The 12,132-nt window shown below is 58.8% G+C and carries 12 protein-coding genes, 2 tRNA genes and 2 pseudogenes (1 of these 16 running past the window's edge); 5 read left to right on the top strand and 11 right to left on the bottom strand.

Annotated elements, in window-relative coordinates; translation table 11 throughout:
• Together AC1Q6D_RS18275 and AC1Q6D_RS18270 are read right to left on the bottom strand one after the other, a co-directional pair.
• Positions 1-22, bottom strand: a tRNA-His gene (locus AC1Q6D_RS18275) (it extends 154 nt beyond the left edge of the window).
• Positions 23-54: 32 nt separating this feature from the next.
• Positions 55-131: transfer RNA gene (locus AC1Q6D_RS18270), tRNA-Arg, on the bottom strand.
• Positions 132-406: 275 nt separating this feature from the next.
• Here AC1Q6D_RS18270 and folD point away from each other — a divergent pair.
• A complete protein-coding gene (folD, locus tag AC1Q6D_RS18265; protein ID WP_047527525.1) occupies positions 407-1,261 on the top strand; it encodes a bifunctional methylenetetrahydrofolate dehydrogenase/methenyltetrahydrofolate cyclohydrolase FolD in 855 nt (284 codons plus the stop codon).
• Between the two features lie 237 nt (positions 1,262-1,498).
• Complete coding sequence (gene pbpG, locus AC1Q6D_RS18260) at positions 1,499-2,437, top strand: D-alanyl-D-alanine endopeptidase (RefSeq protein ID WP_047527524.1); 939 nt, start codon at positions 1,499-1,501, stop codon at positions 2,435-2,437.
• Positions 2,438-2,492: 55 nt separating this feature from the next.
• Here the strand turns inward: pbpG and AC1Q6D_RS18255 are convergent, their stop codons facing one another.
• The 3 genes and pseudogenes from AC1Q6D_RS18255 to AC1Q6D_RS18245 form a co-directional block, all read right to left on the bottom strand.
• Positions 2,493-2,708, bottom strand: a complete 216-nt coding sequence (locus AC1Q6D_RS18255; RefSeq protein ID WP_047527523.1) for a hypothetical protein — start codon at positions 2,706-2,708, stop codon at positions 2,493-2,495.
• 31 nt (positions 2,709-2,739) lie between these two features.
• Positions 2,740-2,946 carry a DUF6021 family protein gene (locus tag AC1Q6D_RS18250; protein ID WP_047527521.1) on the bottom strand — a complete coding sequence of 69 codons (207 nt, stop codon included), beginning with the start codon at positions 2,944-2,946 and terminating at the stop codon, positions 2,740-2,742.
• A gap of 90 nt (positions 2,947-3,036) precedes the next feature.
• Positions 3,037-3,766 (bottom strand): annotated as a pseudogene (locus AC1Q6D_RS18245) (cysteine peptidase family C39 domain-containing protein).
• A gap of 167 nt (positions 3,767-3,933) precedes the next feature.
• On the opposite strand from AC1Q6D_RS18245, the gene AC1Q6D_RS18240 reads away from it, so the two are divergent.
• The gene (locus AC1Q6D_RS18240) at positions 3,934-4,104 is read left to right on the top strand and encodes a hypothetical protein (protein WP_167361806.1); all 171 of its coding nucleotides are present in this window, start codon (positions 3,934-3,936) and stop codon (positions 4,102-4,104) included.
• 77 nt (positions 4,105-4,181) lie between these two features.
• Here the strand turns inward: AC1Q6D_RS18240 and AC1Q6D_RS18235 are convergent, their stop codons facing one another.
• Positions 4,182-4,931: a TerC family protein gene (locus AC1Q6D_RS18235; protein WP_047527520.1), complete on the bottom strand. Its 750-nt coding sequence runs from the start codon at positions 4,929-4,931 to the stop codon at positions 4,182-4,184.
• Between the two features lie 29 nt (positions 4,932-4,960).
• Positions 4,961-5,203 (bottom strand): hypothetical protein, encoded by a 243-nt coding sequence (locus AC1Q6D_RS18230; RefSeq protein ID WP_103405995.1) that lies wholly within the window; start codon positions 5,201-5,203, stop codon positions 4,961-4,963.
• A 135-nt stretch (positions 5,204-5,338) separates the two neighbouring features.
• On the opposite strand from AC1Q6D_RS18230, the gene nhaR reads away from it, so the two are divergent.
• Positions 5,339-6,238: a transcriptional activator NhaR gene (gene nhaR, locus AC1Q6D_RS18225; protein ID WP_103405996.1), complete on the top strand. Its 900-nt coding sequence runs from the start codon at positions 5,339-5,341 to the stop codon at positions 6,236-6,238.
• A gap of 4 nt (positions 6,239-6,242) precedes the next feature.
• Here nhaR and AC1Q6D_RS18220 read toward each other — a convergent pair.
• Positions 6,243-7,401, bottom strand: a pseudogene (locus AC1Q6D_RS18220) (MFS transporter).
• 393 nt (positions 7,402-7,794) lie between these two features.
• Between AC1Q6D_RS18220 and sstT the strand changes: the two are divergent.
• On the top strand, positions 7,795-9,027 hold the full coding sequence (gene sstT / locus AC1Q6D_RS18215; RefSeq protein ID WP_103405997.1) for a serine/threonine transporter SstT: 1,233 nt from the start codon (positions 7,795-7,797) through the stop codon (positions 9,025-9,027).
• A 120-nt stretch (positions 9,028-9,147) separates the two neighbouring features.
• On the opposite strand, the gene AC1Q6D_RS18210 is transcribed toward sstT, so the two are convergent.
• The 3 genes from AC1Q6D_RS18210 to AC1Q6D_RS18200 all read right to left on the bottom strand — a co-directional run bounded on the left by AC1Q6D_RS18210 (position 9,148) and on the right by AC1Q6D_RS18200 (position 12,124).
• Complete coding sequence (locus AC1Q6D_RS18210) at positions 9,148-9,657, bottom strand: DUF1993 domain-containing protein (protein WP_047527511.1); 510 nt, start codon at positions 9,655-9,657, stop codon at positions 9,148-9,150.
• 107 nt (positions 9,658-9,764) lie between these two features.
• Positions 9,765-11,183 carry an ArnT family glycosyltransferase gene (locus AC1Q6D_RS18205; protein WP_103405998.1) on the bottom strand — a complete coding sequence of 473 codons (1,419 nt, stop codon included), beginning with the start codon at positions 11,181-11,183 and terminating at the stop codon, positions 9,765-9,767.
• A gap of 5 nt (positions 11,184-11,188) precedes the next feature.
• On the bottom strand, positions 11,189-12,124 hold the full coding sequence (locus AC1Q6D_RS18200; protein ID WP_103405999.1) for an SdiA-regulated domain-containing protein: 936 nt from the start codon (positions 12,122-12,124) through the stop codon (positions 11,189-11,191).
• Positions 12,125-12,132 lie beyond the last annotated feature (8 nt).

The following is a 12,132-nucleotide window of genomic DNA, read 5'->3' as shown; positions in this document are numbered from 1 at the left end:
CTACCAACTGAGCTACGCCCACCATATCGCGCTACTTGTGCCAAAGCTGCCTAATGGCGCACCCGGCAGGACTCGAACCTGCGACCATCCGCTTAGAAGGCGGATGCTCTATCCAGCTGAGCTACGGGCGCCTTGTTAATCTGTAACCTTGGAGGACTACAAACTAAATGCTTTCCAGTCTCGCAAAACCTAGATTCCGCTCGACCTTCTTAACCAGTGCTAGGCTGTGCCCGACAAGTGCGACGAATAGTATAGAGCCCCCCGAGGGTCGTCAAATCCTTTTTAAAAAAAATTCATTTAATTAAAGGAGTTAGGGGAATTTGCAGACCAAGCGCCTTTGCCCTCACCTCATGACATGCGAGAATGCGCTCTCTTTTTTTCCCCTCTCGATGGTTAATCACGCGCAATGACTGCACAACTAATCGACGGCAAATCGATCGCCGCCAGCCTGCGCCAGCAGATCGCCCAACGGGTCAACGAGCGTCGCCAGCAAGGCCTGCGCACGCCCGGACTCGCGGTGATCCTGGTCGGCAGCGATCCTGCCTCTCAGGTTTATGTCTCGCACAAGCGTAAAGACTGTGAAGAGGTCGGCTTCCTCTCCCAAGCTTATGACCTGCCTTCCGAAACCACTCAAGAAGCGCTGACCGATCTGATCGATCGCCTCAATGACGATCCGGCAATTGACGGTGTTCTGCTTCAACTTCCTCTACCGGAACACCTGGACGCGTCCAAGTTGCTGGAGCGCATTCGTCCGGATAAAGACGTCGACGGCTTCCACCCGTATAACGTCGGTCGCCTGGCCCAACGCATACCGCTGCTGCGTCCGTGCACCCCTAAAGGCATCATGACCTTGCTGGAAAGCACCGGTGCCGATCTGTACGGGATGAATGCCGTGATTGTCGGCGCTTCAAACATCGTGGGTCGCCCGATGGCGATGGAATTGTTGCTGGCCGGTTGCACCGTGACCGTCACCCACCGCTTCACCAAGGACCTGGCCGGCCACATTGGTCGCGCGGATCTGGTCGTGGTGGCCGCCGGCAAGCCGGGCCTGGTCAAGGGTGAATGGATCAAGGAAGGCGCGATCGTGATCGACGTCGGCATCAACCGTCAGGAGGACGGCAAGCTGGTCGGCGATGTGGTTTACGAAACCGCCCTGCCCCGCGCCGGCTGGATCACTCCAGTGCCCGGCGGCGTCGGTCCGATGACTCGCGCATGCCTGCTGGAAAACACACTGTACGCGGCTGAAACCCTGCACAGCTGAGTCCCGTTTTCGGCGCTGGCAACAACTCAAGGAACCCCGCCCATGGCGGGGTTCTTTTTGCCCGCGAATAAAGGCCGACCACCTGCCGGAAAATGACATTTTTTTCATGTTTCAAAGGACTTTAACCACTTCCCGGAACAACCATCGACAGTTATTCAGCCATACTCCAGAATGTCGCGCTTTTTACGAAATAGCCCGTTACAAAACGGCTTATCAACATTTTATGAGTCTGCCAGCGTGAAAATCCGTCTTTCCATCCTGAGCCTATTTTTTGCAGTTACAGGGACTTTCATCACGCCAATCGCCAGCGCTGGCGAAACCACCGCCGCGCCTCGAGACACCTCACACCTGAAGATCGCTTCCGGCAGCGCATTGCTGGTCGACTTGCAGTCCAACAAAGTCATTTACGCCAGCAATCCCGACGTCGTTGTCCCCATCGCTTCGGTGAGCAAACTGATGACCGGCCTGGTGGTGGTCGAAGCCCGGCAGAACATGGACGAATACATCAACATCAACATCAGCAACACGCCGGAAATGAAAGGCGTGTTCTCCCGGGTCAAGCTCAACAGCGAGATGCCGCGCCGGGAGATGCTGCTGATCGCCTTGATGTCTTCGGAAAACCGTGCCGCTGCGAGCCTGGCGCACCATTATCCGGGTGGCTACGCGGCGTTCATCGCCGCCATGAACGCCAAGGCCAAGGCACTGGGCATGACCAATACCCATTTCGTCGAGCCGACCGGCCTCTCGCCACGCAACGTGTCCACAGCCCGCGACCTGAGCAAACTGCTGGTCGCCGCTCACAAGTACCCGCTGCTGACACAACTGAGCACCACCAAGGAAAAAACCGTGTCGTTCCGCAAACCCAACTACAGCCTGGGTTTCCGCAACACCGATCATCTGGTGGGCAAGCCGAACTGGAACATCGAACTGACGAAAACCGGTTTCACCAACGAAGCGGGTCACTGCCTGGTATTGGTGACCCATATGGCTAATCGTCCGGTAGCACTGGTGATCCTCGATGCCTATGGCAAGTACACACACTTTGCCGACGCCACTCGCATCCGCAATTGGGTCGAAACCGGCCACAGCGCAGACGTACCCTCTGTAGCCCTGCAATACAAATCCGAAAAAAACCTCAAGCATCGCCAAAGCGGCGTGGTTGAAGCGTCGAAATAACTGCACGACAGTCGAAAGCAAAAGCCCCGATCATTCGGGGCTTTTGCTTTCTGCCTTAATCATTGGGCAGCGGCATCTGGTCATCATCCGGAATCCCGTCGCCGGTACTCGGGTCTCTCCAGGGTTTCGGATGTTCGGTGGACACCACGGTTGGCCGAGCCAGAGGATCCCTCATCGGGCTATCCGGATCCATCACCGGATCCACATCTTGCTCCGGGGTTGTCGGGACGTTTTCCGGACGTTTATCGTCAAAGCTCGAATCAGTAGACATACGCACCTCCAATGAGACCTGGCAATGGGGCCTAGGGTTTCAGATCACCGAGTGGATCGTAAGGCTTTGCCGGAGCCTTGGGATTGTCGCCCGGCTTTACATCCCGTGGCGCCTTTGCCGGACCGATGGGATCGACCTGAGGGTCGGCGAGATCCGGAGAGTCGGGGTCGAACCCCAACTCGTCGCCGGATGAATGCTCAGACGAGTGCGGACCGGCGGGAGTATTGAAATGAGCCATGAACGCCTCCTGGTCGTGGCCCGAGAAACTCGGGCCTCAATCATCAGAGGCTGGCAATGCGCAGTGGTGCCATGGGGGTGACGAACGGGCTTACTGTGCGCCCAACGCTTTTTTCGCCCTGGCGGCCGCTTGCTCCTGGCCGGCCTGAGCGAGGTCACTCGCAGCCTTTAACCAGCGCTGCCGATCGACGCTGGCCGGAACCTGTGTCGGCGCCTGAATCAAAACCGCCCAGCCACCGGCATCCTTGAAAGACGACTCAAACGAACTGAAACTCATCATCGTCCTCTGACTCATGCCGGCGCGCAGCAGCACCGTCTGTTTCTGCCGGTTGTACCCGGCGAGAATGGCATAACGCGGCTCGGCCCACAGCGCAGAACCCTCAGTGAAGCGCACCATGACCGGATATCCGGCAGCGACCTGAGTCAGCAAGGCAGGCAGATTGCTGTCGAGGGGATAAACCATCATCCCGTATTCACGGGCGAGGCTTTGCATGTTCTGTTGCAATTGCGCTTCGGCACCCGGCAAATGCAACGGCTTTTCGAGCAAGCCCGGGGTAATCACAACGCCCTGTTGGGACAGCATGCTCGCCAACACTTGCGGCCCGCTTTGATTGGCTACGCCCTTATAGAACCGGCCGCCGAGTTCGACGCGCTCCGGCAGACGCTTGATCTCAGGCGCGACACTGCCCGCGCAACCTGCCAAACCAGCCACGCACCCCACAATCAGTGCCGCCGATAGAATTCGAGAAATTACCCGCACCATCATCACTCTCTTCGTTCAGACGCCAGGCAATCGCACTCCCGGCTTGGCCGTCGATCATAGGATGCCTCGCGACAGCGGTATAGCCTTAACCGGTAGTTGATTGCATTCGATAGAGCGAACTGGTTGATCCGGCTCGACCTTTGGTCAATAGCCTGCAACACCGCAGCGTCTAGACTGTCACTTGCAAGTCGTGTGTGCCCGCCGCAGGGCAAAGAGGAGGCATCGATGAGCCTGACAATGACAATCGTGATGTTGATTTCCGGCTGGCTGGCCGTTGCCACCGCCATGCTATGGGGCGTTCTGCGCATTACTCGTCGACACCATCACCACCCTGCACAACCGGCGCCCCTGGTGAAAGCCGAAAAACCGGCCACGCGCCACGCCACTGCCCATTAACCGAAGCGTTGGGGCCCTACAAAAAAACGGCCGCCTGGACTCTTTCGAGTGCAGGCGGCCGTTTCGTTCAGCGCCAATCAAGCTTCCGCGGAGACCCGCTTCTGCCGGGCGCGGCGGGACATCATGTTCAACACCTCGATCGCAGCCGAGAACGCCATGGCAGCGTAGACGTAGCCTTTCGGTACGTGGGCGCCGAAGCCTTCGGCGATCAGCGTCATGCCGATCATGATCAGGAAGCCCAGGGCCAGCATCACCACCGTCGGGTTGTCGTTGATGAACTTGGCCAGGGGATCAGCCGCCAGCAACATCACCAGCACCGACACCACCACCGCGATGATCATGATCGGCAAATGTTCGGTCATGCCGACAGCGGTAATGATGCTGTCGATGGAGAACACCATGTCCAGCATCAGAATCTGACCAATCGCCGCGGCAAAGCCCAGGGTCACGGTCGAGGTCGCCGACGTCGGATCTTCCGGAGCCGGGTCCATGCTGTGATGGATCTCGGTGGTGGCTTTCCACAACAGGAACAGGCCACCGGCAATCAGGATCATGTCTTTCCAGGAGAAGGCCTGGCCAAACACTTCAATCACAGGCGCCGTCAACTGGACGATGAACGCAATGGTGCTCAGCAAGCCCAGTCGCAGAATCAGCGCCATGCCGATACCGATGCGCCGTGCTTTCTGTCGATGTTGCTCAGGCAGCTTGTTGGTCAGGATCGAGATAAAGATCAGGTTATCGATGCCAAGCACGATTTCCATCACCACCAGGGTGGCCAGGGCAACCCACGCGGTGGGGCTGGCAGCTAGTTGTAAAAGGTATTCCATGGGTCAGTCCTGACTCGCTGTAAGACGGTTTAGATTTCCTGGGAGGAAGATTCGGTTTTTTCCGCGTCTTTTTCCGTTGATTCTTTTTTGCTGATCAACCCGCCAGTCGCATCGCTCAGCGCTTGTTCGGCGGCTTTATGGGTGTCGTCGATGGCCTGTTTGGCGCTTTCGGCGGCTTTGCCCATCAGTTGCTGGGCACTTTTTTCGGCCTGGTCACAGCCGGCCAATACCAGTAAAGACGTGATCAGCAATGCCATGGTCTTAAGCTTCATGTTGCCTCCTTCAATAGAACAAACGGCGCCGAGACGATGGCCCGTTGATAGCGACGCATTCTAGGGAGATGAACACTTCAGGAAAATTCGTATTTTCAGCGTATATACTTCGGTTTTTACGAACTGTAGGTTCCCATGCTCAACTATCGACAGCTGCATTACTTCTGGGTCGTGGCCAAGACCGGCAGCATCGTGCGCGCCTGCGAGCAACTGAACCTGACGCCCCAGACCATCAGCGGGCAGATCTCCCTGCTGGAACAAACCTACGGCATCGAGTTGTTTCGCAGGGTCGGTCGGCAACTGGAGCTGACCGAGGCTGGCCGGCAAACCCTGCCCTACGCTGAACAGATGTTTCAGCTGGGTGGAGAGTTGGAATTGATGCTGCGAGCGCAGCCCAATGAACAGCAGATTCTGTTCCGGGTCGGTGTGGCCGATGTGGTCCCCAAATCCATCGTCTACCGCCTGATCGCGCCCACCATGGAATTGAGCGACCCCCTGCGCATCAGCTGTCGCGAGGACAAGCTGGAACGCCTGCTCGCCGATTTGGCGATCCAGCGTCTGGATCTGGTGATCTCCGACAGCCCGATGCCGTCGCACCTGGACATCAAGGGCTACAGCCAGAAACTCGGTGAATGCGGGATCAGTTTTTTCGCGACCGCTGAGCTGGCAGCGCTTTACGGTGGGGACTTCCCCCTTAGCCTCAACGGCGCTCCGCTGCTGATCCCCGGACCGGAAACCGTGGTGCGCAGTCGCTTGCAACGCTGGTTCGCCGAGCAACAGATCCAGCCGCGTATCGTTGGCGAATTCGACGACAGCGCCTTGATGCAAGCCTTCGGGCAGTCCGGTAGCGGGATTTTCATCGGCCCGAGCGTGATCGCCGACGAAGTGCGGCGCCAATACGGCGTGGAGGTGATTGGCCAGACCGACGCGGTGAGCGAGTCGTTCTATGCCATTTCGGTGGAGCGCAAGGTCAAGCACCCCGGCATTGTCGCCATTACCGAAGGTGCCCGCCGCGAGTTGTTTACCGAACTGTGAAGCCTTAGGCGAAGACTTCGCGGGGTTTGAAAGTCATCAGGGCAAGCGCCAACAGGATCGACGCCATAATAAAAGCGGCAGCCGCAAACCCCAGGCCTTGCAGGCCGACGCTGTCGATCACCCGGCCGCCGATCATGGCGCCCAGGCCAATCCCCAGGTTGGCCCCGGCGATGTTCAGCGAGGCGGCAAACGCTGGCGCCTCGGGCGCGGCTTTCATCAAACGCACATGACTGACCAGAAACAGTGCTGCCTGAGTGATGCCCCAGATACCCATCGCCGCCGCCAGACCGACAGGCGAATGGATGTTCGGCACCAGCGCCACCAGCCCGGCAATCATGAACGCGCAAAACATCATCGACGCGATCAGCGGATGCCGATCCACCGCACGCCCCCCCCAGTGAGTTACCGATCAACCCGACCGCGCCAAAGCCCATCAGACACCAGCCAACCACCGTGCCATCGAATCCGGCCAAACGTTCGAGGATGTCCGCCAGATAGGTGTAAGCGGTGAACATGCCGCTGAACACAATGATCGACAGCAGTACGTGGCCGACCATCACGGGGCTGCGCAGAATCTTAAACTGTGAACGGAAACTGACCTGATGCTGATGCAGACTGGTTTTCGGCAGATAGATAAACAGCAGCAGCGCCTTGGCAAACGCGATGACCGCGAGGATGCCGAAAGCACTGCGCCAGCCAAATGCATCGGAGATCAGGGTGCCCACCGGAATACCGAACACGGTGGCGCAGACAATGCCGAAGCCGATTTTGGCGATAGCGCGTCCGGCGTAATCCGGCCCGACAATGTCCACGGCCGTCTCACTGGCCAGCGCCCAGAACACCGGTAAGCCCAACGCCGGAATCAAGCGAGCAACCGCCATGACCCAGATATTGGGCGCCAACGCCGCGAGGGTGTTGGCCAGGCCGAACATGATCAGCACGCTGATGAACAGCTTGCGGCGCTCGAACCGGGCGAAATACGCGGTGAGGAATGGCCCGAAGGCGGCCACGGTGAAAGCGAACAGGGTCACCAGCAAGCCCGCTTGCGGGATGCTGACCTCGAGGTCGCGGGCGATGGCCGGCAGCAGGCCGACAATGATGAACTCCGTGGTCAGCACCGTGAAACCGGCGGCGGACAACAGAAGGATGGGCAACAACCGCATGCAAAACTCCAAAAAAACGACAACACCAGCGATAGCCCGAAGGCCCACTGGCAGACATGAAAAAGAGGATGGTGAATCTTAACAGAGTGTTTCCGGATGCGGTTGCACGAACCTGCAAATCGCGTTGAACGCCAGGGCGTCAGTTCGTCACAGGCCTGAAGGATCGGCCCTGCGCTGTGATAAAGTCCGCGCCCTGAAAAACGTACACCCTGTGGTCGATGCTGTTCATTCAAGTGACAAAACCTGTGGGAGCGAGCTCCCACAAGGTTTCTACACGTTGAATGACATTACACCCCCGCGTTTCTCCTTACGGTTTCCTGCCTGCGGCCTGCCCGGCTTGTTGCTGCAAACCCGCGAAACCATGCACTTACAAAAAATCAGAGATGCCGTTTTATGACCGCTTCATCCCCTTCTCTATGGCAACACCTCAAACGCACCAGCCTGGTCACGCAAATCATCATCGGCTTGATCGCCGGGATTGCCCTGGCCCTGTTCGCGCCGGAAGCGGCAAAGTCCACGGCGTTTATCGGCAAGGTCTTCGTCAGCGCGCTGAAAGCGGTCGCGCCGATTCTGGTGTTCGTGCTGGTCATGGCGTCCATCGCCAACCACAAGCACGGCCAGGAAACCCATATCCGGCCGATTCTGTTCTTGTATCTGCTGGGCACCTTCGCCGCCGCTGTGGTCGCAGTAGTGGCGAGCATGATGTTCCCCTCCAGCCTGGTGCTATCGACCCATGACGTCGCGGTGACCGCGCCCGGTGGTATCGGCGAGGTCCTGCAAAGCCTGCTGCTGAGCGTGGTCGACAACCCGATCAGCGCACTGATGAACGCCAATTTCATCGGTATTCTGGCCTGGGCCATCGGCATGGGCATCGCCATTCGCCACGCCGGCGACACCACCCGCGAAGTGCTGGGCGACCTGTCCAATGGCGTCACCGTGATCGTGCGAGTGGTGATTCGCTTCGCACCGCTGGGGATCTTCGGCCTGGTGGCCTCGACCCTGGCCACCTCCGGTTTCGGTGCCCTGATCGGGTACGCACATCTGCTGGCCGTGTTGCTCGGCTGCATGCTGTTCGTGGCGCTGGTGATGAACCCCGCCATCGTGTTCTGGAAACTGCGTCGCAATCCGTATCCACTGGTGTTTATGTGCCTGCGTGAAAGCGGCATCACTGCCTTCTTCACCCGCAGCTCGGCAGCGAACATCCCGGTCAACCTGGAATTGAGCAAGCGCCTGGGCCTGCACGAAGACACCTACTCGGTGTCGATCCCGCTCGGCGCCACCATCAACATGGCCGGTGCGGCCATCACCATTACCGTACTGGCGCTGGCGGCGGTGCATACCCTGAACATTGCCGTGGACATCCCGACCGCCATCCTGCTCAGCGTTGTCGCGGCGATCTGCGCGTGTGGCGCCTCGGGCGTGGCCGGTGGCTCCTTGCTGTTGATTCCACTGGCGTGCAGCTTGTTCGGCATCCCGAGTGAAATCGCGATGCAGGTGGTAGCGGTCGGTTTCATCATCGGCGTATTGCAGGACTCGGCGGAGACGGCTTTGAATTCATCCACTGATGTGCTGTTCACGGCGGCGGCTTGCCTGGGTGAAGAGCAGAAAGCCGAGCGTTTGGCCTGATAAAAATCCCCGTGGGAGCAAGCTCGCTCCCACGGGGTTCGTGGTGTAGCGAGTACATGCGCGCACATGAAAAAGCCCCCGCAACCCAAGGCTGCGGGGGCTTTTTTGTATCTGGACGGTTTAGAACGCGCCCATGTAGTCGCGCTTGCCCACTTCCACGCCGTTATGACGCAACAAGGCGTAAGCGGTGGTCACGTGGAAGAAGAACTGCGGCAAGCCATAGCTCAGCAGGTATGCCTGGCCACTGAAGCGCTTCTCTTTAGGGGTGCCTGGACGCGTGACGATTTCGATGCCTTCCTTGCCGTTGATCTGCTCCGGCTTGATCTCGCCGATGTAAGCCAGAACCTTGGTCAGCAACGCTTGCAGTTCGGCGAAGGTGGTTTCGGTGTCTTCGTATTTCGGAACTTCAACTTCGGCCAGACGCGAAGAAACGCCCTTGGCGAAGTCAACGGCGATCTGCACCTGACGCACCAGCGGGAACATGTCCGGGTACAGGCGCGCTTGCAGGAACGCATTCGGGTCGATGTTCTTTTCAGTCGCGTGGGCTTCGGCCTTCTTCAGCACGTCACTCAAAGCGTTGAGCATTTGTTTGAAAACAGGAACGGAAGCGTCGTACAGGGAAATGGTCATGGCAGTCTCGTGTGATGACGGAGAGAAACGTGCGCCGATTATAGCCATGACCGCCCGCTCAGCGGCTTGTCTTTTGTTGCGTTACGATCGGCAACTCGCCTTGCCGATCAGTGGCAATCGCCGCCCATGCGGACCAACAGCGCCGAGCGGCCCGGTTTCAGATACGCATCGACTTCTCCGACCTTGCACGATGCCAGGTTTTGCAATTGTGGATTCAGTGGCTCCGGCACGAATAGCAGCCCCGCTGGTCGGTCGTCCCCTTGCAACTGATCAATCGTCAGCGGCGCGACCGGTCGGCCCATGTAGTAGACCAGGCGGATATCCGGCTCACCGATTGTGTAGGCCTTCTGGCCCGGTTGCCCTGCCGCCAGCGCGGCGACCTGCTCAAGGCCACCGACGCGGTGAGACAGCACCCGCGCCTCGACGAACGCATAAAACACCACGAACCCGGCCAGCATCACGTAGGGAACCGTGGCCAGGCAGGCACGCCAGCGACCCTTCGCGTCGTCCAGCACGGCCGTCCAGTGCATGGCCAGCAGCAGCGCCATGGACGGGTAAACCGGCAGCAAATACTTGCCGTGTTTTTCGGTGAAAAAAGAGAACACCAGCAGTGGCAGCAGACTGCAACACAGCAACATGGCCGCCTCGCGGCGCGAACGGATCATTGCCCAGAACTTTCGCGGCTGCACGAAGACAATCAGCCAGAACGGGAAGAAGTCACCGGCCAGGTACAACAGATAGGCGAACCAGGCTTCGGCGCCTTGCCCGTCGATCTTCTTCACGATGTCTTCGCTGATGATCGACGCCCAGACACCCCAACCCTGATTGATGGACACGGCCAGATACCAGGAACCGCCCAGAACCACTGCAAGGAGCCAGCCCCAACCGTCACACAGATAGGCTTTGGCCCGGGCATCGCGATAGATCAAGGCATAAGCCAGAATCGGCGCCGTCACCCACAGAAGGCACACCGGCCCCTTGGTCAACAACGCGCAGCCTAAGAGAACGTAGCTGAGTCGACTCCAAACGGCCCGGCCCTGCTGGAATATGAATTGCCAGGCTGCCAGCAGCGCGCCGAAACACAGCAGGGTCAGCAGCATCTCGATTTCAGAGCGGCGGGCGAACAGGCTGAATGCCCCGTTCGCGGCCAGGAACACCACCGCAAACAGCCCCGCCTGGCGCCCCGCCTGCCTGAGGCCGTACAGATAAGTGCCGACACAGCACAAGGTCGCGGCCAGCGCCGAAGGCAGGCGCATGCTCCACTCGGACAAGCTGCCCACCATGGCGGTCGAAACGAGACCGACCCAATAGAAAAACGGCGGCTTGGACAGGTACAGATCGCCGTTCATATAAGGCAGCAACCAACTCCCCGCTTCGCGCATTTCGCGGACGGTGACCGCGCGCCGAGCTTCGTTGACACTCAAAAACGGTACGCTGCCCAGGCCCCAGAAAAACAGCAGCGCAATGGCTATGGCCGCAAGCAAGGCGATGTTGCGGTTCGACAAACGCGACAGGCTCAACCCCATCTAGGTTACTCCGCAGCAGTTACTTGAGCGTTTTTGGTCTTGCTGAAGCGATAGAAAAGGTTAGGCTCGCTGACGACGTAGAGGTCGCCATCGGCGTCCATTGTCATACCCTCGGCTTGCGGCACCGAATGCTTAAGATCGCCCGCCTGGCTGCGCAGGGAGAGAATGCTGACGAAGTTCCCCTCGCCGTCCAGCTCGGTGATATTGGCGGACTCATCACTGAGCAACAAAAGGTGCCCGCTCTTCGGATCGAAGTAGCCCTCGGAGAGGTCTCGACTGAAGACACTGCGGTTGACCCAGGACGTCAGGTCCTTGATGCGGATCTGTAGAGGGCCGCCCATTGAAGCGAGCATGCCTGTCACCGAATACAGCTGCCGCGGATCACGCTCCTTGATGGCGAAGACACGATCATTGGCGCGGTCGTACGTCACACCTTCAAACCCTTTGTTGTGCGGGCTCAGGTTGACGCCGATGGCAACAAATCGTGCTTGCTCGACATGGATCGGCGCAGGGGTGTCGGGCAAGGTGACAATGTCCAGTTGCTGCAATCTTTCATCGGCGATCACCACCCGTCCACCGCCGATGTAAGCGATGCCTTCGGTGTCTTCGAAGCCGATCAGCGGGTAGCGCCCGAGCAAGTCGCCGTCGCGGCTCAACACCACGATTTCCATGGGCGCGCCATTGGTGATTCCCAGCAGGCGATCACGATCGTAATCGTAAGCGACGCCGGACAAATTGGTGACACCCTCCACAGGTTTGGCCTGGATCACCGCCTTATAGTCAGGCAGCCAGATATTTTTGTCGGGTGCCTGATTGCCGTACCACTGGTTGTGCCAGTGTCCGTACAACTGCGAAAACCAGGCATAACGCACTCCTGTAGTGATAACCAGTGCCAACGCGACAACGACAACCAACAGTCCCGCTTTCCTTGCCTTGCTCATTATTATTT

Source organism: Pseudomonas sp. MT92, from assembly GCF_058792515.1.
Note: the sequence above shows the minus strand (reverse complement) of the source record. Positions and strands in the feature narration are given on the sequence as shown.

Bases quoted from the DNA above. Each gene is read 5' to 3' on its own strand.
- AC1Q6D_RS18200 (WP_103405999.1), bottom strand. From the start codon at position 12,124: ATGAGCAAGGCAAGGAAAGCGGGACTGTTGGTTGTCGTTGTCGCGTTG.
- AC1Q6D_RS18250 (WP_047527521.1), bottom strand. From the start codon at position 2,946: ATGGCTCATTTCAATACTCCCGCCGGTCCGCACTCGTCTGAGCATTCA.
- sstT (WP_103405997.1), top strand. From the start codon at position 7,795: ATGACCGCTTCATCCCCTTCTCTATGGCAACACCTCAAACGCACCAGC.
- nhaR (WP_103405996.1), top strand. From the start codon at position 5,339: ATGCTCAACTATCGACAGCTGCATTACTTCTGGGTCGTGGCCAAGACC.
- AC1Q6D_RS18230 (WP_103405995.1), bottom strand. From the start codon at position 5,203: ATGAAGCTTAAGACCATGGCATTGCTGATCACGTCTTTACTGGTATTG.
- AC1Q6D_RS18210 (WP_047527511.1), bottom strand. From the start codon at position 9,657: ATGACCATTTCCCTGTACGACGCTTCCGTTCCTGTTTTCAAACAAATG.
- AC1Q6D_RS18255 (WP_047527523.1), bottom strand. From the start codon at position 2,708: ATGTCTACTGATTCGAGCTTTGACGATAAACGTCCGGAAAACGTCCCG.
- AC1Q6D_RS18235 (WP_047527520.1), bottom strand. From the start codon at position 4,931: ATGGAATACCTTTTACAACTAGCTGCCAGCCCCACCGCGTGGGTTGCC.
- AC1Q6D_RS18240 (WP_167361806.1), top strand. From the start codon at position 3,934: ATGAGCCTGACAATGACAATCGTGATGTTGATTTCCGGCTGGCTGGCC.
- folD (WP_047527525.1), top strand. From the start codon at position 407: ATGACTGCACAACTAATCGACGGCAAATCGATCGCCGCCAGCCTGCGC.
- AC1Q6D_RS18205 (WP_103405998.1), bottom strand. From the start codon at position 11,183: ATGGGGTTGAGCCTGTCGCGTTTGTCGAACCGCAACATCGCCTTGCTT.